18 protein-coding genes and 1 pseudogene are annotated in these 20,204 nt (G+C 73.0%); 12 read left to right on the top strand and 7 right to left on the bottom strand.

Annotation, left to right across the window (positions count from 1 at the left end):
- The first annotated feature begins 42 nt into the window (after positions 1-42).
- From DT057_RS23580 to kce, 5 genes are all read left to right on the top strand, one after another.
- Complete coding sequence (locus DT057_RS23580; protein WP_128564545.1) at positions 43-1,305, top strand: ABC transporter substrate-binding protein; 1,263 nt, start codon at positions 43-45, stop codon at positions 1,303-1,305.
- A gap of 66 nt (positions 1,306-1,371) precedes the next feature.
- Positions 1,372-2,250: a branched-chain amino acid ABC transporter permease gene (locus DT057_RS23575; protein ID WP_128564544.1), complete on the top strand. Its 879-nt coding sequence runs from the start codon at positions 1,372-1,374 to the stop codon at positions 2,248-2,250.
- Positions 2,251-2,255: 5 nt separating this feature from the next.
- Positions 2,256-4,781, top strand: a complete 2,526-nt coding sequence (locus DT057_RS23570; RefSeq protein WP_128564543.1) for a branched-chain amino acid ABC transporter ATP-binding protein/permease — start codon at positions 2,256-2,258, stop codon at positions 4,779-4,781.
- A 49-nt stretch (positions 4,782-4,830) separates the two neighbouring features.
- On the top strand, positions 4,831-5,757 hold the full coding sequence (locus tag DT057_RS23565) for a 3-hydroxyacyl-CoA dehydrogenase (RefSeq protein WP_128564542.1): 927 nt from the start codon (positions 4,831-4,833) through the stop codon (positions 5,755-5,757).
- A 20-nt stretch (positions 5,758-5,777) separates the two neighbouring features.
- A complete protein-coding gene (kce, locus tag DT057_RS23560; protein ID WP_128564541.1) occupies positions 5,778-6,707 on the top strand; it encodes a 3,5-dioxohexanoate:acetyl-CoA acetone transferase in 930 nt (309 codons plus the stop codon).
- A gap of 46 nt (positions 6,708-6,753) precedes the next feature.
- On the opposite strand, the gene DT057_RS23555 is transcribed toward kce, so the two are convergent.
- Together DT057_RS23555 and DT057_RS23550 are read right to left on the bottom strand one after the other, a co-directional pair.
- Complete coding sequence (locus tag DT057_RS23555) at positions 6,754-7,785, bottom strand: SMP-30/gluconolactonase/LRE family protein (RefSeq protein WP_128564540.1); 1,032 nt, start codon at positions 7,783-7,785, stop codon at positions 6,754-6,756.
- A 102-nt stretch (positions 7,786-7,887) separates the two neighbouring features.
- Positions 7,888-8,961: a malate/lactate/ureidoglycolate dehydrogenase gene (locus DT057_RS23550; RefSeq protein WP_128564539.1), complete on the bottom strand. Its 1,074-nt coding sequence runs from the start codon at positions 8,959-8,961 to the stop codon at positions 7,888-7,890.
- A 183-nt stretch (positions 8,962-9,144) separates the two neighbouring features.
- Here DT057_RS23550 and DT057_RS23545 point away from each other — a divergent pair, with 183 nt between their 5' ends.
- From DT057_RS23545 to DT057_RS23520, 6 genes are all read left to right on the top strand, one after another.
- Positions 9,145-10,311 carry an ABC transporter substrate-binding protein gene (locus DT057_RS23545; protein WP_128564538.1) on the top strand — a complete coding sequence of 389 codons (1,167 nt, stop codon included), beginning with the start codon at positions 9,145-9,147 and terminating at the stop codon, positions 10,309-10,311.
- Between the two features lie 50 nt (positions 10,312-10,361).
- Positions 10,362-11,237 (top strand): branched-chain amino acid ABC transporter permease, encoded by an 876-nt coding sequence (locus DT057_RS23540; RefSeq protein WP_128564537.1) that lies wholly within the window; start codon positions 10,362-10,364, stop codon positions 11,235-11,237.
- The gene (locus tag DT057_RS23535; RefSeq protein ID WP_128564536.1) at positions 11,234-13,078 is read left to right on the top strand and encodes a branched-chain amino acid ABC transporter ATP-binding protein/permease; all 1,845 of its coding nucleotides are present in this window, start codon (positions 11,234-11,236) and stop codon (positions 13,076-13,078) included. Before DT057_RS23540 ends, DT057_RS23535 begins: the two co-directional genes overlap by 4 nt.
- A 12-nt stretch (positions 13,079-13,090) precedes the next feature.
- Positions 13,091-13,834 carry an ABC transporter ATP-binding protein gene (locus tag DT057_RS23530; RefSeq protein ID WP_128564535.1) on the top strand — a complete coding sequence of 248 codons (744 nt, stop codon included), beginning with the start codon at positions 13,091-13,093 and terminating at the stop codon, positions 13,832-13,834.
- A gap of 157 nt (positions 13,835-13,991) precedes the next feature.
- Positions 13,992-15,545, top strand: a complete 1,554-nt coding sequence (locus tag DT057_RS23525) for a UxaA family hydrolase (protein ID WP_128564534.1) — start codon at positions 13,992-13,994, stop codon at positions 15,543-15,545.
- Positions 15,546-15,713: 168 nt separating this feature from the next.
- Positions 15,714-16,604: a 3'-5' exonuclease gene (locus DT057_RS23520; RefSeq protein ID WP_128564554.1), complete on the top strand. Its 891-nt coding sequence runs from the start codon at positions 15,714-15,716 to the stop codon at positions 16,602-16,604.
- 56 nt (positions 16,605-16,660) lie between these two features.
- Here the strand turns inward: DT057_RS23520 and DT057_RS23515 are convergent, their stop codons facing one another.
- Both DT057_RS23515 and DT057_RS23510 read right to left on the bottom strand, forming a co-directional pair.
- Complete coding sequence (locus tag DT057_RS23515; RefSeq protein ID WP_128564533.1) at positions 16,661-16,978, bottom strand: GCG_CRPN prefix-to-repeats domain-containing protein; 318 nt, start codon at positions 16,976-16,978, stop codon at positions 16,661-16,663.
- A gap of 180 nt (positions 16,979-17,158) precedes the next feature.
- Entirely contained in the window at positions 17,159-17,656 is a 498-nt protein-coding gene (locus tag DT057_RS23510) for a Ros/MucR family transcriptional regulator (RefSeq protein WP_128564532.1), read from the bottom strand.
- 381 nt (positions 17,657-18,037) lie between these two features.
- Here DT057_RS23510 and DT057_RS23505 point away from each other — a divergent pair, with 381 nt between their 5' ends.
- Positions 18,038-18,937, top strand: a complete 900-nt coding sequence (locus DT057_RS23505) for a L,D-transpeptidase (protein ID WP_128564531.1) — start codon at positions 18,038-18,040, stop codon at positions 18,935-18,937.
- A gap of 13 nt (positions 18,938-18,950) precedes the next feature.
- On the opposite strand, the gene DT057_RS23500 is transcribed toward DT057_RS23505, so the two are convergent.
- The 3 genes and pseudogenes from DT057_RS23500 to DT057_RS35590 all read right to left on the bottom strand — a co-directional run.
- Complete coding sequence (locus DT057_RS23500; RefSeq protein ID WP_128564530.1) at positions 18,951-19,349, bottom strand: hypothetical protein; 399 nt, start codon at positions 19,347-19,349, stop codon at positions 18,951-18,953.
- Complete coding sequence (locus DT057_RS23495) at positions 19,346-19,822, bottom strand: hypothetical protein (RefSeq protein ID WP_128564529.1); 477 nt, start codon at positions 19,820-19,822, stop codon at positions 19,346-19,348. The genes DT057_RS23500 and DT057_RS23495 overlap by 4 nt, the downstream gene beginning before the upstream one ends.
- 2 nt (positions 19,823-19,824) lie before the next feature.
- Positions 19,825-20,204, bottom strand: a pseudogene (locus DT057_RS35590) (hypothetical protein); the annotation flags it as partial.

The raw sequence follows: 20,204 nt of genomic DNA, 5'->3' as shown, positions 1-20,204 counted from the left end.
GGCAAGCCGTTCGACCGTGAGATCCTCGGCAGGAAACGCACCATGACGCACGGAGAGATTCCGACGGACCGTCGGCCGACGCGCCGCCGGCTGGTCCAGGGTGGGCTCGCGGCCGGGGCCGCGCTCGCGATGCCGGGCATCGTGCGGGCGCAGGGCGGGCCGATCCGCATCGGCCACCTGACTCCGCGCACCGGCTTCCTCGGGCCGCTCGGCGAGTACGCCGTGATGGCGGCCCAGCTCGCCGCCGAGGAGATCAACGCGGCGGGCGGCATCAACGGCCGCAGGATCGAGCTCATGACCGAGGATTCGGTCAACCCGCAGACCGCGTCGAGCAAGGCGGAGCGCTACGTCGAGCGCGACCGGGTCGCGGCGATCGTCGGCGAGATCTCGTCGGCCTCGGCGCTCGCCATCGGGCAGGTGGCGCAGCGCGGCCGGACGATCTTCCTCAACACCGGCGCCAACTCGGACGCGCTGCGCGGGCAGGATTGCAAGCGCTACATGTTCCACGTCGAGGGCGCGAACTCGATGTACGTCAAGGCGGTGGGCCGCTCCCTGACCGAGAAGGGGCTCGTCAAGGGCCGGAAATGGTACTCGCTCACGGCCGACTACGCCTTCGGGCACGACCTCCTGCGGGTCGCCAAGGTGTTCATGCAGGGCAACGGCGGCACCTTCGCGGCCGACGAGCTGGTGCCGACCGACGCCACCGACTTCTCGGCCTACCTCATCAAGATCCGCCAGGCCAAGCCCGACCTCGTGATCTCGAACCTCGCCGGCAACCAGATCACCAACTTCCTCAAGCAGTACGCCGAGTACGGCCTGCCCTTCCCGGTCGCCGGCTTCGGCTTCGACACGGCGCTCGCCTGGGGCGCGGGGGCCGGCAACTTCGCCGGCACCTGGCCCTGCCTCTGGCACCACAAGGTCGACACGCCCTCCGCCAAGGCCTTCGTGGCCGCCTTCGCCAAGAAGTACGGCAAGCCGCCGGAGAACCAGGCCTGGGGCGACTACAACGCGGTCCGGATCGTCGCCAAGGCGATGGCGGACACCAAGTCCACCGAGGGGCCGGCCCTGGTCTCCTACCTGGAGGGCGGCGCCACCTTCGACGTGCAGAAGCCGCGCCCGGGCTACTTCCGGGCCCGGGACCACCAGTTCATCAGCGAGATGTACGCGATCACGGCGCTGCCCGCCGACCAGGTCAAGGACAAGTGGGACCTGTTCTCCTCGACGCCGGCGATCCCCGGCCCGAACGAGGACATGGAAGTGCTCGCCCCCACGGCCGAGGAGGCGGCCTGCAGGCTCGAGGGCTGAGAGGCCGCGACGCGCCCCCTCCCGGAGCGGAGGGGGGATCCTTCCGTCAGCCGAGCGGGACCGACCGTGCTTCTCCTCACCCTCGCCGTCGAGCAGGTCGTGAACGGCCTCTTCCTCGGCGCGATCTACCTGCTGATCGCCCTCGGCCTGTCGCTGATCTTCAGCCTGGGCGGCATCGTCAACCTCGCCCACGGCGCCTTCTACGCCATCGGCGCCTACCTGACGATCGTGCTCTCGCCCCATCTCGGCTTCGGCGGCTCCCTCGTCGCCGCGCCGGTGCTGGTCGGGCTGATCGGGCTCGGGGTCGAGCGCCTGCTGTTTCGCCGCTTCTACCGCTCGGACCCGATCCTGTCGCTCCTCCTCACCTTCGGCCTCGCCATGGTGGCCGAGCAGGCGCTGCGCATGATCTTCGGCGCGCCGCCCCTGCCCTACGGCATCCCGCAGGCCCTGCGCGGCCAGATCTTCGTCGGCGACCTCGTGCTCTCGCGCTACCGCCTGACCATCCTGGCGGCGGTGATCGTGGCGGTCGCCTGCATCTGGTTCCTGCTCCAGCGCACCACCTTCGGGCGCGTGGTGCGGGCCGGGGTCCAGAACCCCGACATGGTCGCGGCGCTCGGCATCTCGCTCAAGCCCTACATGGCGAGCGTGGTGGTGATCAGCGTCGGCCTCGCGGGCCTCGCCGGCGTGATGCTGGCCCCGATCTCCGGCGTCCACCCGGCCATGGGCGCCGAGGTGCTCACCGGCGCCTTCGTGGTGGTGGTGATCGGCGGCCTCGGCTCGTTCTGGGGCGTGGTCGCGGCGGCCCTCATCGTGGGCGTCGTGCGCGGGCTCATGGTGCTGGTCTACCCGGGCTTCGCCGAGGCCGCGATCTACGCCCTCATGGCGATCATCCTGCTCGTCCGGCCCCGCGGGCTGTTCGGCGAGCGCATCCTGCGCTTCGAGTAGCCATCATGACCGCGCACAAGGACTGGCTCGCGCTCCCGCTCGCGGCGGCGGCCCTCGTGGCCCTGCCCTTCGCCCTCCAGGCGCTCGGCCTCACCCTCACCTCGGCGACGGACGTCGTGGTGTTCGCGGTCGCGTGCCTCGGCCTCAACATCCTGGTCGGGCAGACCGGCCTCGTCTCCTTCGGGCACGGGGCCTTCTTCGGCCTGGGCGCCTACGCGGCGGCGATCAGCCAGCGCACCCTCTTCCCGGGCTCCATCCTGCCCCCGCTCCTGTTCGCCCTCGCCGTCGTGGCCCTCGCCGCAATCCTCCTCGGCCTGCTGATCCTGCGCCGGCGCGGGGTCTACTTCTCGCTCCTGACGCTCGCGCTCTCGGCCCTCTCGTTCACGGTGGCGTACCGCTGGACCGCGCTCACGGGCGGCGAGAGCGGCTACGGCGGGGTGGTGCGGCCGACCGTCCTCGGCCTCGACCTCGACACTCCCTGGCCCTGGTACGGCGTCGTCGCGCTCCTCGGCTTCGCGGTGGTGTACGGCCTCTCCCGCTTCCGCCGCTCCCCGGTCGGCACCGTGCTGGAGGCGATCCGCGAGAACGAGCAGCGGGCGCGCTTCCTCGGCTACCCGACGAACCGCTACAAGCTCCTCGCCTTCACGGTCTCGGCCGTGATCACGGGCCTGGCCGGCGTCCTGGAGGTCTTCACCCACCGCTTCGCCTCCGCCGAGCCCCTGGGCAGCGCGTTCTCGGGCGAGCTGCTCGCCATGGTGGTGATCGGCGGCATGCGCAGCCTCGCCGGGCCGGCGATCGGCGCCCTGTTCTTCATCCTGTTCCGCGAGATGCTGTCGATCTGGACCTCGGACTGGCTGTTCTGGTTCGGCCTCCTGTTCGTCGGCTTCATCGTGTTCTCGCCCGACGGGCTCGTGGGCATCGGCCGCCGCCTCCTGCGGCTCGTGCGCCCGGAGGCGCGCGAGGACGCCGCCATGGCGGGCCGCCGGGCCGGGGCCCCGGAGAACCTGCCGGCCTTCCTGCGGCCCGACGGCGTGGTCGAGGGCGCGATCCTGGCGGCGCGCGCCATCTCGAAGCGCTTCGGCGGCCTCAGGGCCGTGGACGGCGTCACCATCGCGGTGCGGGACCGGACGCTCCACGCCCTCATCGGCCCCAACGGCGCCGGCAAGACCACCGCCTTCAACCTGATCTCCGGGATGTTCAGGCCCGACGCCGGCACCGTGACCCTCGCCGAGCGCTCGATCGCGGGCCTGTCGCCGGAGCGGATCTGCGCGGCGGGGATCGGGCGCTCGTTCCAGATCACCAACCTGTTCCCGGCCCTCAGCGTCGAGGAGAACGTGCGCCTCGCCGTGCAGGGCCGCCACGCCGGGCGCTTCCACCCCTGGCGCGACGCGCGCTCCGACCCCGCGGTCGCGGCCGAGACGCGGGAGATCCTGCGCTGGCTCGGCCTCGCGGGCCTCGAGGGGGCGGAGGCCGGCTCGCTCTCCTACGGCGGCCAGCGCCTGCTCGACATGGGGGTGGCGCTCGCCACCAGGCCCCGTGTGCTGCTCCTCGACGAGCCGCTGGCGGGCCTCGCGGCGGCCGAGCGCGGGCGCATCGGCGACATCATCAAGCGGGTCTCCACCGAGGTCCCGGTGCTGATGGTCGAGCACGACATCGACCGCGTCTTCCAGATCGCCGACGCCGTCACGGTGATGAACGAGGGCACGGTCCTGGTCGACGGCACCGTGGAGGACGCCCGCTCGAGCCCGCGGGTGCAGGAGGTCTACATCGGCTCGGGCACCGCCGCGATGGCGGCCCGCCCCCGGCCGAGCGCCGCCGAGGCGCAGGTGCTGCTGGCGCTCGAGGGCGTCGACACCTACTACGGCAAGAGCCACATCCTGAACGGCGTCACCTTCGACGTGCACAGCCACGAGATCGTGGCGCTCCTCGGGCGCAACGGGGCCGGCAAGTCGACCTGCCTCAAGACCATCACGGGCATCGCCCCGCACGCCGCCGGGCACGTCCGCCTCGGGGCCGAGGCCCTCGACGGCCGCTCCGCCGCGGCGATCGCCCGGGCCGGCATCGGCTACGTGCCCCAGGGGCGGGGCCTGTTCGCCGGCATGAGCGTCGCCGAGAACCTGGAGCTCGGCCGCCTCAAGCGCCGCACCGGCAACGGGGTGCACTGGGACGAGGAGCGGGTGCTCGCCTACTTCCCGCGCCTGCGCGAGCGCTGGCGCACGCCCGCCGACTACCTGTCTGGCGGCGAGCAGCAGATGGTCGCGGTGGCGCGCGCGCTCTCGGGCGACGTGCGGGTGCTCCTCCTCGACGAGCCCTTCGAGGGCCTGGCGCCGGCCGTGGTGGAGAGCCTGTTCGAGACCTTCGACGCCCTGCGCCGGGAGGTCTCGATCGTGATCGTCGACCACAACCTCGACCTCGCCCTCGCGCTCTCCGACCGCACGGTGGCGCTGGAGCGCGGACGGGTGATGCATGCCGGCCCCTCGCAGGCGCTGCGCGACGACCTCGCGCTGCGCCGGAAGGTGCTGTGGCTGTGATCTTCGCGCCGTCCCCCGACGGGGCCGCGCCTCGAAGCGGAGACCCCTGATGCCAACCGTCGCCGTCGTCGGAGCCGGGCTGATCGGCCGCTCCTGGGCCGTGGTCTTCGCCCGCGCGGGCTTCGCGGTCCGCCTCACCGACGTCCACGCGCCCGCCCGCGAGGCCGCGCCCGGGCACGTCGCGGAGGCCCTGCGCCAGCTCGGCCTCCACGGCCTCGTCGACGACGAGGCGGCGGTCCTCGGCCGGGTGCGGGTCGTCGCCACGCTGGCCGAGGCGGTGGCGGGCGCCGACCTCGTGCAGGAGAACGGCCCCGAGACCGTGGAGGCCAAGCGGGCGCTCTTCGCCGAGCTCGACGCGCTCTGCCCGGCCGCGACGATCCTGGCCTCGTCCACCTCGGCCATCGTGGCCTCGCGCTTCACCGAGAGGCTCGCGGGCCGCGCCCGCTGCCTCGTCGGCCACCCCGTCAACCCGCCCCACCTCGTGCCGGTGGTGGAGCTGTGCGGCGCGCCCTGGACCGACCCGGCGGTGGTGGAGCGGGCCCGGACCCTCTACGCTGCCGCCGGCCAGGCGCCGGTAATCGTGCGTCGCGAGGTCGAGGGATTCGTGCTCAACCGCCTGCAGGGCGCCCTCCTGTCCGAGGCCCTCCGCCTCGTCGGCGAGGGCGTGGTCAGCCCGGAGGACCTCGACAGGACGGTGGCGGAGGGCCTGGGGCTGCGCTGGTCCTTCCTCGGCCCGTTCGCCACCATCGACCTCAACGCCCCGGGCGGCGTCGCCGATTACGGCGCCCGCTACGGGGGCTTCTACCGCAGCCTCGCGGCCGACCCGGCCCCGCCGGCGGTCTGGGACGCCGAGACCCTCGCGCGGGTCGTCGCGGCCTGGGACGGCGGCCCCGATCCCGCCCCCGCCGAGGAGCGCGCGCGCCGCCGCGACGCCCGCCTCGCGGCCCTCATGGCGCACAAGCGCGCCCAGCCCTGACCCCGGAAGGAGAAGCCCGCATGGCCCCGAGAAAAGTCGTCATCACCTGCGCGGTCACCGGCGCGATCCACACGCCCTCGATGTCCCCGCACCTGCCGGTGACGCCCGACGAGATCGCCGAGGCGGCGATCGGCGCCGCAGAGGCGGGCGCCGCCATCGTCCACCTGCACGCCCGCGACCCGAAGACCGGCAAGCCCGACCAGCGGCCGGAGGCCTTCGCGCCGTTCCTGCAGGTGATCAAGCAGCGCTCGAACTGCGTGATCAACCTCACCACCGGCGGCGCCCCGACCATGGGCATCGACGAGCGCCTCGGCCCGGCGGCCCACTTCAAGCCGGAGGTCGCCTCGCTCAACATGGGCTCGATGAACTTCGGCCTCTACCCGATGCTGGAGCGCTTCAAGACCTTCGAGCACGACTGGGAGAAGCCCTACCTCGAGGGCTCGCGCGACCGCATCTTCAAGAACACCTTCGCGGACATCGAGCACATCCTGACCACCTGCGCCGAGAACGGCACCCGGTTCGAGGTCGAGTGCTACGACATCGGCCACCTCTACACGCTCGCCCACTTCGCCGACCGGGGCGTGATCAAGCCGCCGTTCTTCGTCCAGAGCGTGTTCGGGATCCTCGGCGGCATCGGCCCGCACCCCGAGGACGTCCAGCACATGAAGCGCACCGCCGACCGCCTCTTCGGCGCCGATTACCGCTGGTCGGTGCTGGGGGCGGGCCGCAACCAGCTGCCCATCGCCGCCCAGGCCGTCGCGCTCGGGGGCAACGTGCGGGTGGGCCTGGAGGATTCGCTCTGGATCGGCCCCGGCCGGCTCGCCGAGACGAACGCCGCCCAGGTCCACAAGGCCCGCCAGATCATCGAGGGCCTGGGGCTCGAGGTCGCGACGCCCGACGACGCCCGGGGCATCCTCGCGCTGAAGGGCGGCGACCGCGTCGACTTCTGACCGGCCGGGCCGCCGCGGGGCCGCGTAGCCCCGCGGCGGCCCCCCGTCAGGGCCGCAGCGCTCCCTGGGTCTCGACGTAGACGGCGTAGACCGAGGTGCTCGCGGTCATGAACAGCCGGTTGCGCTTCGGGCCCCCGAAGCAGAGGTTGGCGCAGGTCTCCGGCAGGTGGATCTTGCCGATCAGGTCGCCCGAGGCCGTGTAGCAGCGCACGCCGTCCTCCTTGGGGTCGGCCCAGCCCATACTGCACCAGACGTTGCCGTCCACGTCCGTGCGCACGCCGTCGGTGAAGCCGGGCGCGAAGCCCTCCGCGAAGACCCGGTCGCCGGTGAGGCGGTCCCCCTCCACCGTGAAGGCCCGGATGTTGGACCGCCCGCCGTGGGTGGCGCCGCTGTCGACGACGTAGAGCGTCCGCTCGTCGGGCGAGAAGCAGAGGCCGTTCGGCCGGTCGATGCCCTCGGCCGCGACCTTGGCCTGGCCGGTCGCCGCGTCGATCCGGTAGACCCGGGTCGGCAGCTCGGCCTTGTCCTTGTGGCCCTCGTAGAACCCGTCGATGCCGTAGCCCGGATCGGTGAACCAGATGGCGTTGTCGGAGGCCACCACGACGTCGTTCGGCGCGTTGAGCGGCTTGCCGTCGAACCGGTCGATCAGCACCGTGATGCTGCCGTCGGGCTCGGTGCGGGTCACCCGGCGCGCGTCGTGCTCGCAGGTGATCAGGCGGCCCTGGCGGTCGCGGGTGTTGCCGTTCGAGTAGTTGGAGTTCCGGCGGAACACGCTGACGTGCCCGTCCTCCTCCAGCCAGCGCATGATCCGGTTGTTGGGGATGTCGCTCCACAGGAGGTAGCGGCCGTCCCGGAAGTAGACCGGGCCCTCGGCCCAGCGGAAGCCGGTGGCGATGCGCTCGATCGCGGCGTTGCCGACCTTGTAGCGGAAGCGCTTGTCGAGCACCTCGACCCGCGGGTCGGGGTAGCGCGTGTCGGGCAGGTTGCCGAGGGGCAGGCGGTCGGCCCTCGCCGCCCCCGGGATGGTCGTGGTCGCGGCCAAGGCCGCGGCGCCCGTCAGGACGTCACGTCGGTTCATCGGATGTTTCCTCCCGTCCGCGTTGCGGACCCGGGGAGTTTAGGGCGAAGGCCCGCCCTGTCGCGAGGGGAGCGGCGGGGAAAAAGGCGGCGCGGCGCGCCTTCAGCCCCGGTAGGTCTCCCCGTCGAGGCCCCGCGCCCGGCCGGCGGTGAGCAGCGTCTCCCAGACGGGATCGGGCAGGGGCACGCCCTCGGCGAGGCGCTGCGCCCGGGTCCGGCGCTCGGGCTCGCCGGGGAGCAGCACCTCACCGCCGGGCGCGGCGGGCCGCGCGCTGCGGAAGAAGTCGAGATAGGTGCGGGTCTCGGCCGCGAGGGCGTCCTCGGAGCCGAAGACCTGCGGCGTCATGTAGAGCGACAGCATGCCGTTGCAGAACCGCTTCGGGCCGGGGCCCGCGGTGCCCGAGCCCGTGAGCGCGCCGGCGATGAGCTCGCACATCAGCGCCAGCCCCGAGCCCTTGTGCTCGCCGAAGGCCCGGATGGCGCCCGCGCCGTTGCGGTTGTCGCGCTCGGGCCTGTCGAGGGGACCGAACAGGGTCGCGGGGTCGCCGCTGAGGCGGCCGTCCGGCTCGATCAGCACGCCCTCGGGCAGCGGCTTGCCCCCTTGCGAGGCCACCAGCACCTTGCCCTCGGCCACGGCCGAGGTGGCGAAGTCGAGGATGACCGGCTCGGCCCCGGCGACCGGGAACCCGGCCGCGAACGGGGCCGTCGAGAAGCGCCGGTCGACCGAGCCGAAGGGCGCCACGAGCAGGCTGCCCGCCACGTTGACGAAGTGCACCGAGACGAGGCCGGCCTGCGCGGCCTGCTCGGCCCACTCGCCGATGCGCCCGAGATGCCCGGCGTGGCGCAGGGCCACGATGGCGACGCCGTTCCGCTTCGCCTTGGCGATGCCGAGCTCGGTCGCGAACGGGCCCGCGGTCTGGCCGAAGCCGTAATGGGCGTCCACGAGGGCGAAGGCCGGGCTGTCGCTCACCACCTCGGGCGTGCGGTCGGCCTCCACCTCGCCCTCGCGCAGCCAGGCGACGTAGCGCGGCACCCGGATCACCCCGTGGCTGTCGTGCCCGGTCAGGTTGGCGGCCACGAGGTAGCGGCCGATCCGCTCGGCCTCCGGCACCGGGCAGCCCTCCCCGACGAAGATGTCCCGCACGAAGGCAGTCAGTCCGGCGGCGGCGATCTGCATGGGCGTCCTCCCGATTCTTGTTCGACCGGCCGCACAATGGCCTCGGGGCCGCCCGAGGTCGAGGGCGCAGGAGGCGGGCGCGGGCACGTTTTTCCGCCTCGGGGGGTGGACATGGCAGCGCTGCCGGTGTCCTATTCCGGGCAACGCCGGGCCCGCAGCACCGGCGGCGGGAGGATCACGTCAATGAGGACGACGCGCCGCGTTTTCCTGAGGAGCGCCGCAACACTCGCCGCCGGCGGCCTCGCGGCCCCGGGCGTGCTGCGCTCCGCCTTCGCGCAGGGCGCCGGGTCGACGACCCGGATCGGCATGGTGCTCCCCGTGACCGGGCCGGGCGCCGACGCGGGACGCTTCGCGCTGAACGGCGCCAGGCTCGCCCTCGACGCGGTCAACAAGGCCGGCGGCGTCCTGGGCAAGCCCCTCGAGATCGTCACCGAGGACGACCAGACCACCAATCCCGGCGCGGTCCTGGCCTTCTCCAAGCTCGCCTCGCAGCCCGACCTCGTCGGCTTCCTGGGCTCGATCCGCTCGACCCAGAACCACGCCATGGCGCCCGACATCCTCAAGACCGGCAAGCCCGTGTGCTTCGGCGGCACCGACCCGGTGCTGACCCAGCTCGGCAACCCCTGGCTGTTCCGCTTCCGCCCGAACGACAGCTTCTCGGCCCGGGTGATCGCCGAGTTCGGGGTCAACTCGCTCAAGAAGAAGAAGTGGGCGCTGATCCACTCCACCGACGCCTTCGGCACGAGCGGCGCCAAGGCCCTCGCCGAGGCGCTGGGCAAGGCCGGCGCCACCGTGGCCCTCGACCAGGGCTACACGAACCAGAGCCAGGACTTCACCCCGGTGGTGCTGGCGATCCGCCAGTCGGGCGCGGAGGTGATCGGCTCCTACTTCACCTTCGAGAACGATCTCGGCATCTTCGCCCGGCAGCTGCGCCAGCTCGGCGTCACGGCGCCCTGGGTCGGCTCGCCCTCGATCGTCAACGTCACGGCCCTGAAGCTCGCCGGCCCCTCGCTCTTCGGCACCTACGGGGTCGCCGACTACGCCGAGGATTCGAGCCCCGCCGCCAAGGCCTTCGGCAAGGCCTACCGCGACGCGACGAAGATCGCGCCCGACAACCAGTCCTCCTGGACCTACGACGCCGTCACGGTGCTGGCCATGGCCATCAACAAGGCCGGCAGGACCGACCCGCAGGCGATCCGCGAGGCCCTGCTCGCCGTGCGCGGGCACGAGGGCGCCGAGGGCACCTACAACTTCGACAAGAACGGCGACGGCCTGCACGGCTACAACGTCGTGCGCAACGAGAAGGGCGGCATCGTCTTCGACAAGCGCATCGACTTCTACCAGGGCTGACACCCCGGCCCGCGGGCCGCTCATCTCGTGATGCAACCGGGGCGGACCGCATGGACCTGATCCTCCAGCTCCTCTTCACCGGGATCGGCATCGGCGCCGTCTACGCCCTCGTGGCGCTCGGCTTCGTGCTGATCTTCCGGGCCACCAACGTGGTCAACTTCGCCCAGGGCGAGTTCTCGATGGTGGCGGCCTTCCTGATGGTGGTCTTCGCGGTCGACCTGGAATGGCCCTACTGGCTGTCGTTCCTGCTCGCCATCGGCGGCATGGCGCTGCTCGGCGCCCTGTTCAACCTCGGCGTCTACTATCCCCTGCGCCACCGCACCTACCTGCCGGTGATCATCTCGACCATCGGCGCCTCGATCTTCCTCGCCAACACCACGCTGGCGCTCTACGGGCCGCAGCCCCAGGTGCTGCCGCCGGTCTTCGAGACGCAAGGCTTCCTGATCGGGCCGGTCTTCCTCGACACCCAGTACCTGCTCATCATCGCGGTCACGGCGGTCCTGGTGGCGTTCCAGTACTGGTTCTTCGAGCACACGCTCATCGGCAAGAAGCTCCAGGCCACCTCGCAGGACAAAGAGATGGCCGCGCTGCTCGGCATCCCGGTCGCCGGCATGATCATGCTGACCTTCGTGTACAGCGCGGTGCTCGGCGGCATCGCCGGCATCCTGGTGGCGCCGGTGCTGTTCGTGTCGATCCAGATGGGGGCGACCATCGCGCTGAAGGCCTTCGCGGCCACCATCATCGGCGGCTTCGGCGACGTCACCGGCGCGATCATCGGCGGGCTCGCCCTCGGCATCATCGAGACCTTCGGGGCGGCCTACGTCTCCGTGCCCTACAAGGACGCCTTCGCGTTCATCGTCCTCGTGGTCTTCCTCGCCCTGCGCCCGCAGGGGATCTTCGGCGAACGCATCGCGGAGAAGGCATGACCGGCTCGCCCCGCCCGCTCCCGGCCTCCGCCCCGGCCGCCGGGGCGCCCACCCCCGCGGCGCCCCGGCGCCTGCCCGTCGGCAGCCTCCTGTACGCCCTGGCGGCGGCCGGCACCGTCGCCCTCGCGGCCACGACCCCGTTCAGCGGCTACGCGTTCAACATCCTGATGCAGGCCGCGACCTACGCCATCGCGGTGATCGGCCTCACGGTCGTGCTGGGCCTGTGCGGGCAGATCAACCTCGCCCAGGCCGGCTTCTTCGGCATCGGCGCCTACGCGGTCGGGCTCGGCACGGTCGACTGGGGCCTGAGCTTCTGGCTCTGCCTGCCCGTCGGGCTCGTCCTCGCCCTCGTGCTCGGGGCCGGCCTCGGCGCCTCGACGCTCCGGCTCGGCGGCCACTACCTCGCCATGGTGACGATCTCGTTCCAGCAGATCCTCACCCTGGTGCTGATCAACTGGATCCCGGTCACGCACGGCCCCGACGGCGTGCCGCGCATCCAGCGCCCCACGCTGTTTGCCGATTCGCAGAGCTACCTCGCGCTCTGCGTGTTCGTGCTCGCCGTGGTCGGCTACCTCGTCTGGCACCTGCCGCGGACCCGCCTCGGCCGGGCCATGCGGGCGGTGCGCGACAACGAGCTCGCCGCCGGCGTCACGGGCATCGACATCTACCGCACCAAGGTCGCGGCCTTCGCCCTCGGGGCGCTGCTCGCGGGCCTCGGCGGGGCGCTGTTTGCCGGCAGCTTCACCTACATCAGCCCCGACCAGTTCTCCTTCGCCGAGTCCATCGTCTTCCTCACCATGGCGCTCCTGGGCGGCGTCGGCTCGCCCGTCGGCGCCGTGATCGGCACCGGGCTCCTGATCCTGATCCCCGAGTGGCTGCGCTTCCTCAAGGAGATCCCGGGCCTCTACCTGGCGATCTACGGGCTCGCCGTGATCCTGATCGTGGTGTTCATGCCAGAGGGCATCTGGGGCTTCCTCGGCGACCAGGTCCGGCGCCTGCGCCCCCGCCGCCCGGCCCCCGCCCGGGCCCAGGACCTCGTCCTGACCCAGGAGGCCGCCTCGCCCGCCCCCGTGCTCGAGGTCGAGGCCCTGTCCAAGCACTTCGGCGGCCTCAAGGCGGTCGACGAGGTCAGCTTCACGGTCGCCCGCGGCGGCATCCACGCCCTCATCGGCCCGAACGGCTCGGGCAAGACCACCACCCTCAACGTGCTCTCGGGCCTCTACACCCCGACCGGGGGCCGCGTGCGCCTCGACGGGCGCGACATCACCCGGCTGGCGCCCCACCAGCGCGCCGCCTCCGGGCTCGGGCGCACCTTCCAGAACATCCGGCTGTTCCGCTCGATGAGCGCCCTCGAGAACGTGGTGATCGGCGCCGAGCGGCCCGGCAACCCCCTGGTGGGTCACCAGCGCGCGGCCCTCGAGGCCCGCGCGCGGGCGGCGCTGGCCTTCGTGGGGCTGGAGGCGCGCGCCGACGAGCCGGTCTCGGCCTTCTCGTACGGCCACCAGCGCCTGATCGAGATCGCCCGGGCGCTCGCCGGCAACCCGGTGCTCCTGCTCCTCGACGAGCCGGCGGCCGGGCTCAATTCCAGCGAGAAGGTCGCGCTCACGGGCCTCCTGCGCCGGATGGCCGCCAAGGGCCTGACGATCCTGATCATCGACCACGACATGACGCTCGTCAGCGACGTGGCGAGCCACATCACGGTGCTGAACTTCGGCCGCCGCATCGCCGACGGCGTCACCGCCACGGTGCTGCGCGAGCCCGCCGTGATCGAGGCCTATCTCGGCCAGGAGGCGGCCGAGGGACCGGCCGTCGGCCTGAAGTCCGACCTCGCCCCGGCATGAGGTGCTTGACGCATGGCGCTGCTCGAGATCCGCGACCTGACCGTGCGCTACGGCGAGATCGAGGCCGTGCGCGGCATCTCGTTCTCGGTCGAGGCCGGCGAGGTCGTGACGCTGCTCGGCTCCAACGGGGCCGGCAAGTCCACCACGCTCAAGACCGTCTCGGGCCTCGTCAAGCCCGTGGGCGGCGAGGTGCTGTTCGAGGGCCAGTCCCTGCTCGGGCTCAAGGCCGAGGAGATCGTGCGCCGGGGCGTCGCCCACGTGCCGGAGGGGCGCCGGGTGTTCCCGGGCCTCACCGTGCGCGAGAACATCATGCTGGGCGCCTCGAACCGCGCCGGGCTCTCGACCCGCCAGATCCGGGACGAGGCGGAGGGCATGTTCGAGCTCTTCCCCGACATCCGCCGCTTCGGCGACGCCCTCGGCTGGACGCTCTCGGGCGGCCAGCTCCAGATGGTGGCGCTCGCCCGCGGGCTGATGGCCAAGCCCCGCATCCTCCTCCTCGACGAGCCGTCCCTGGGCCTCGCGCCGGTCATCGTCCAGGCGGTGTTCGCCATCATCGCCGAGGTGCGCCGGCGCGGCACCACCGTCCTGCTCGTCGAGCAGAACGCCCGCATGGGCCTCTCGGTCGCCGACCGCGGCTACGTGCTGGAGACGGGCCAGCTCGTCCTCAGCGGCGCCCCCCAGGAGCTCTGGGCCAACGACGACATCCGGGCCGCCTATCTCGGCGGCCGGGCGAAGGCCGCCGCGCTGGCGCCTTGAGACTTCGTTGGAATTGTTCGATGGAGAGGGATCGCCGCGCGGCCGGCGCTCCCGTTCGCGACCTCCCGACGAGGTCGGGCGCGGGACCAGGCGCCGTCGCGCCACGCCAGAACGGCTCAGGGCCGCGCGACGCCTGAGAGCCCGGGAGACTCGCCCGATGTCCGCCGCAACGCCCCTGCCCCAGGCCCAGCCCCGCACCGTCCGCCTCAGCCCCGAGGACAACGTCGTCGTGGCGGTGGACGCGATCCCGCCCGGCAGCCCCGTCGAGGGCGTGACCGCCTCGGCCCGGGTGCCCCGCGGCCACAAGATCGCGACCGCCGGCATCGCGCCGGGCGACCCGATCCGCAAGTTCGGCCAGATCATCGGCTTCGCGAGCCAGCCGATCGGGCCCGGGGAGTGGGTGCACGAGCACAATGTCGGCCTCGGCGAGGCCAAGGGCGACTTCGCCCGCGACTACCGCTTCGCCGAGGAGGCCCGCGACACGCCCCTGGTGCCGGAGGCCGAGCGCGCCACCTTCGAGGGCTACCGCCGGGCCGACGGCCGGGTCGGCACCCGCAACTACATCGGCGTGCTCACCTCGGTGAACTGCTCGGCCACCGTGGCGCGCTTCATCGCCGAGGAGGTTCGGCGCCAGGGGATCCTCGACGCCTACCCGGGCGTCGACGGCATCATCCCCCTCGTGCACGGCACCGGCTGCGGCTACGACATCCAGGGCGAGGGCAGCGAGATCCTGAAGCGCACCCAGTGGGGCTACGCCGCCAACCCCAACATGGGCGGCGTGATCATGGTGGGCCTCGGCTGCGAGGGCTTCCAGATCGACCGCTGGAAGCGCGCCTACGGCATCCAGGAGAGCGACACCTTCCGCAGCTTCACCATCCAGGAGACCGGCGGCACCCGGCGCAGCGTCGAGGCGGGCGTCGCGGCGGTCCGCGAGATGCTGCCGGCGGTCGCCAACGTCCGGCGCGAGACCGTGCCGGCCTCCGCGCTGATGCTCGCCCTGCAATGCGGCGGCTCTGACGGGTACTCGGGCATCACCGCCAACCCGGCGCTCGGCGCCGCCGTCGACCGGCTGGTGGCGGAGGGCGGCACCGCGATCCTCTCCGAGACGCCGGAGATCTACGGCGCCGAGCACCTCCTGACCCGCCGCGCCGCCACGCCGGAGATCGGCCGCAAGCTCGTCGAGATGATCCAATGGTGGGAGGGCTACACCGCCCGCAACGGCGGCGAGATGAACAACAACCCCTCCCCCGGCAACAAGGCCGGCGGCCTCACGACGATCCTGGAGAAGTCCCTCGGCGCCGCCGCCAAGGGCGGCACCACGACGCTCCGGGGCGTCTACCGCTACGCCGAGCCGGTGACCGCGAAGGGCTTCGTCTACATGGACACGCCCGGCTTCGACCCGGTCTCGGCCACCGGCCAGGTGGCGGGCGGCGCCAACGTGCTCTGCTTCACCACCGGCCGCGGCTCGGCCTACGGCTGCAAGCCGACGCCCTCGATCAAGCTCGCCACCAACAGCGAGATGTACCGCCGCATGCAGGACGACATGGACATCGATTGCGGCGACGTCCTCGACGGCGTGAGCATCGCCCGCAAGGGCGACGAGATCTTCGACGTCATCCTGCGGGTCGCCTCCGGCGAGCGCTCGAAGTCGGAGGCCTTCGGCTACGGCGACGCCGAGTTCGTGCCCTGGCAGATCGGGGCGGTGATGTAGGGCGCGCGCCGGGCGCAGCGGCACCCCGTCCCGGCCGCGGCGCCCGGGCGGGCGCGGGAGAATCCCGTGGAGCGTGCCCGCCCGGCCCTGGTCCGCCGCCCTGCCCCGGGCTAAGCCATGACACGGATCGCGGCGCGTCCGCGCAACGAGGGTGTGGTGGAAGGCCGCGTGACCGAGGCGCTCGACGACATCGCCGGCATCCTGGAGCGCACCGGGGAGTACCGGGTGCTGCGCCGCCTCGGCCCCTTCGCGCCGCCGCCGGGCGAGCCCGACGAGCCGACCTATGTCGGCCTCGTCCTCGACACGGAGACCACCGGAATCGACGTCGCCGTCGACGAGGTCATCGAGCTCGGCATCGTCAAGTTCGAGTACGGCGCGAGCGGCCGCATCTACCGGGTGCTCGAGCGCTTCAACGAGCTCCATGCGCCCGCGGGCCCGATCCCCGAGGCGGTCGTGCGCCTCACCGGCATCACCGACGCGGACGTGGCCGGCCGGCGGATCGACGACGCGGCCGTGGAAGCCCTGGCCGCCGAGGCCCGGGTGATCGTCGCCCACAACGCCCGCTTCGACCGGCAGATGTGCGAGCGCCGCTGGCCGATCTTCGTCCGGCGCAACTGGGCCTGCTCCTGCCACCAGATCCCCTGGAAGGCGGAGGGCCACGAGGGCCTGCGGCTCGGCCACCTGCTGGCCGACCACGGCCACTTCCACAACGGCCACCGGGCGATCGACGATTGCGAGGCGCTCCTGGCGCTGCTCGCCCGGCCGCTGCGGGCCACCGGCCGCCTCGCCCTCAGCGCCCTCCTGGACGCCGCGCGGCGCCCGACCGTGCGGCTCTGGGCCTCCGAGGCCCCGATCGCCCTCAAGGACCGGCTCAAGGACCGCAACTACCGCTGGTCTCCCCGCCGGCGCTGCTGGTACGTCGACCTCGACGAGGAGCAGATCGAGATCGAGCGCTCCTTCCTGTCGCGGGAGATCTACCGCGGCGCCCCGGCGCCCGTCCCCTCGGACCGCTTCACGGCGCGGGACCGGTTCTCGACGCGCGCCGACCCGGAGGCGTGAGGCGCCTCCGGGAGCGTGCCGTCATGCCGGATCCGGCCCCGCGGCCGGGACCCGGATCAGTAGCCGTAGTCGAACCGGCGCGGGCCGTAGAACGGGCGCGGGCCGTACCCGTAGGCGCGTGCGCCGTAGTAGGGACCCGGGCCGTAATAGGGCCTCGGCCCGTAGAAGGGGCGCGGGCCGTAGAACGGACGGCAATAGCCGAAGCGGTTCGGGAAGAAGCCGGGGCCGCAGCCGCCCGCGACCCGCGTCGCGGTCTCCGGCGCCGCGAGCGCCCCGGTCGCGCCGATCCCGATCGGGGCCGCGTGCGCCGCCGATGCGAGGCCGAGGCCGGCCGCCACGAGGGCGGCCATCCCGGGCACCTTGACGTGCGTCATCGTGCAATCTCTCCTGACGTGGACGGGACGGCCTCGTCGGGCCGCCCAGCCCGGTCAGGAAAGCGCTCACGACCTGAATGGAGGCTGAGCGCGCGGGGGCGCCCGCCCCGAACGCCCGCGCCCGCGCCCCGCCCCTCCGGAGGAGCGGGACGCGGGCGCGGCGGGCCCGTCCGCCCGGGGTCAGCCCGCCGGCTTGCGCGACCGGCCGGCGCGGCTTGAATCGGGCTGCGAGACCACCGGGTCGGCGGCCGCCTTCATGGCGGCGCTGCGGTTGCGCCGGCTCTGGCCGAGGCCGGTGTTCTTGGCGAGCTCGGAGCGCTGCGCCGCGTAGTTCGCCGCCACCATCGGGTAGTCGTGGGGCAGGCCCCATTTCTGGCGGTACTGCTCGGGGGTCAGCCCGCGCCCGGCGAGGTGGCGCTTGAGCGTCTTGTAGGGCCGGCCGTCCTCGAGGCTGACGATGTGGTCGGGCGTCACCGTCCTGCGGATCGGAACCGGCGGGGCGGGCTTCTCCGGCTCGACCGCGGGCGGCGCGCCGAGATGGCCGAGCGAGGCGTGGATGGCCGCGATCAGGCCGGGGACTTCCGAGGCGGGAACCGAATTGTTCGCCACATAGGCCGACACGATGTCGGCGGCGAGCCCGATCAGATCGAGCGTCTGGGTATGATCGTCGTTCGTCATGTATCACCGATGCAAAGTGACGAGCGAAGAAGGACACGCGAACTCAAGAACGTCAACGTTAGGTGAGGACAGAGGTAGGTAATGAGGGCTGCCCGGCAGGGTGACGCGACAGTATCGCGCGCGATCGTCTGCATCCCGCGGACGATCGCCGGTGCTCGGCGGCGCCGGAGCGCGGCGTCCCTGCGGCGGCGGCGGCCTCTGGTCTGGCGCGGCGCGGCATGGTCCGCGCCAGCCGTGGGGCAGCGGCCGGCCCGCCGCCGCGCTCGTCTTTCCCGGCCGGCGCCATACCGTCTCATTTCGGTCTTCAACCGGTTCTAGCTTGGCGCGGCGCGCCGTCCGGCGCATTGTCGTCCCGTGAACGAGTCCTCGTACCGCCGACCCATGACCGACCCCAACCGCCGCCTCCTCGTGACCGGCGCGAGCACCTGCCTCGCCTCGGCGCTGCTCACCGGCGCGCTGCCGCGCCCCGCCCTCGCCTGGCCCGATCGCTCGCCGCTCCCCGCCTCGCGGCAACGCTACCGGAACCCGGACGTCGATAACGACAACCCGTACGGCGGGAGCGGCCGGGGGGCCGATCCGTACCGGACGGCGCCGGGCGAGCCCCTGGCGGAGCCGGTCCAGCAGGATCCGTTCTGGGGCGATCCCTACGGCCAGCGCCGCGCCGCCGACCCCCGCGGCCCGGTCGACCCCAACGCGGCCGTGGCGGTGGACGACGGCCCGATCGACTACCCCCGCGCCTACGCGGCCCTCGAGGGCGAGCCTTTCCCCGTGCCGGCCTTCCGCTGGCGCAAGGCCAACCCGTCCTTCCTGCGCCAGGAGGTCGTCTACGGGGGGCGCTACGAGCCCGGCACGGTGGTGATCGATCCCCGCGGCCACCACCTCTACCTGATCGAGGGCGGCGGGCGCGCCCGCCGCTACGGCGTCGGCGTCGGCCGCCAGGGCTTCGCCTGGTCGGGCGCCGCGACGATCAACTCCAAGCAGGCTTGGCCCGACTGGTACCCGCCCAAGGAGATGATCGCCCGCCAGCCCGCGCTCGCCCGGCAGGTGTCGCAGCTCCAGAGCGGGCTCGGCGTCCCGGGCGGGTCGCACAACCCCCTCGGCGCCCGCGCCATGTACCTGTGGCAGAACAACAAGGACACGCTCTACCGCATCCACGGCACGACCGAGCCGGAGAGCATCGGCCGCAGCGTCTCGTCGGGCTGCATCCGGATGATCAACCAGGACGTGGTCGACCTCTACGCCCGCGTGGGGATCGGCGCCCAGGTGGTGGTCCTGGGCTGAGGCGCGGCCCCGGTCAGCGGTGGTCGCCCCGGTTCGCCCGCCACTGCTCGCGGTCGATGCGCTCCAGGATCTCGGTCTGCCGATGGACCTCCCCGCACAGGGCGCGGGCGCACTCGGCCGTCCGAGCCTGATGCTCGGCTGTCCGAGCCTGATGCTCGGCCGCCCGGGCCTGATGCTCGGCGGCCTGGCGCAGGAGGTCGCGCATCTCGCGCCCGAGCTCCAGCGCCGCCGGGCCCGGGAGCGGGCTCCCCTCCCCGGGGCCGCCCGTCGCGGCGGTCCCCTCGTGGCGGTCGCGGTCGGCCCGCAGCACCATGGCGACGCACAGCACGGCGCAGACCGCGCCCACGAAGACCTGGAGCGCCGGCAGCGACGACAGGAGCGGCAGCAGGGCGAGCAGGTGCTCCACGGTCACTCCCCCGGCTCGCGGACAGCGCGGGCCTGGCCGGGGGTCCGGCGCGCCACGGCGTCCCGCCGCGCGACGTAGCAGGACACGGCCTCGAACAGGGTCAGCGTGCCGAAGACCGGGATGACGAAGGACGGCGCCTGCGCCGAGACCGCGTCCACCACGAGGGCGAGGGTGAGCTGCCCCATCACCATCGCGCCCAGGGCCGCGCAGGCGGCCCGCACGGTGGCGCCGCTCGGCCGCACCAGGCCGTTGTTGACGTGGCCGTTGAGGTAGAGCGCCGCGGCCCGCAGGGTACCGATGGCGGCGAAGCACGCCGCCATGGCGCTCTCCGGGACGCCGAGTTCGGCGACAGGGCGCAAAGCCGCCCGCTCCAGGGTGTCGCCCGGCAGGGCCAGCGTCACGGCGACGAGCAGCATCATCACGGCCATGGCCCACTCGAACAGGCGGTGGGCGCCGCAGGGGCCGGCGGGGTGGGGCATGGTCAGCGCCTCCCCGGCTCGCGCAGCAGGGCCCCGATCTGCGCGTCCTTGGCCTGCGAGGTGCGGCTCGAGCCGATCCAGAACTGGTAGACCGCCCCGAAGGCCAGCCACAGGGCCGCGTAGGCGCCGCTGATGAGCTGGAACAGCCGCTCGGGCACCTCCGCGCGCACGAAGAACAGGCAGAAGGTCATGGCGATCGAGGCCACCACCACGAGGTAGGACAGGATCACCGGCGTCCAGGCGATGCCGGAGCGCGCCAGGGCGGCCGCCCGGGCGTCGGCGAGGCCGGCCAGCTCCGCCCGGTGGCGCTCGGCCTCGGCGGCGAGGCGGGCCGCCAGCGCCTCGGCCAGGGCCGGCTCGGCGGCGAGGCGCTGGCGCGCGG

This window comes from Methylobacterium crusticola (assembly GCF_003574465.1).
Taxonomy (GTDB): Bacteria; Pseudomonadota; Alphaproteobacteria; order Rhizobiales; family Beijerinckiaceae; genus Methylobacterium; species Methylobacterium crusticola.
This window is presented reverse-complemented; position numbering and strand designations above follow the sequence as displayed.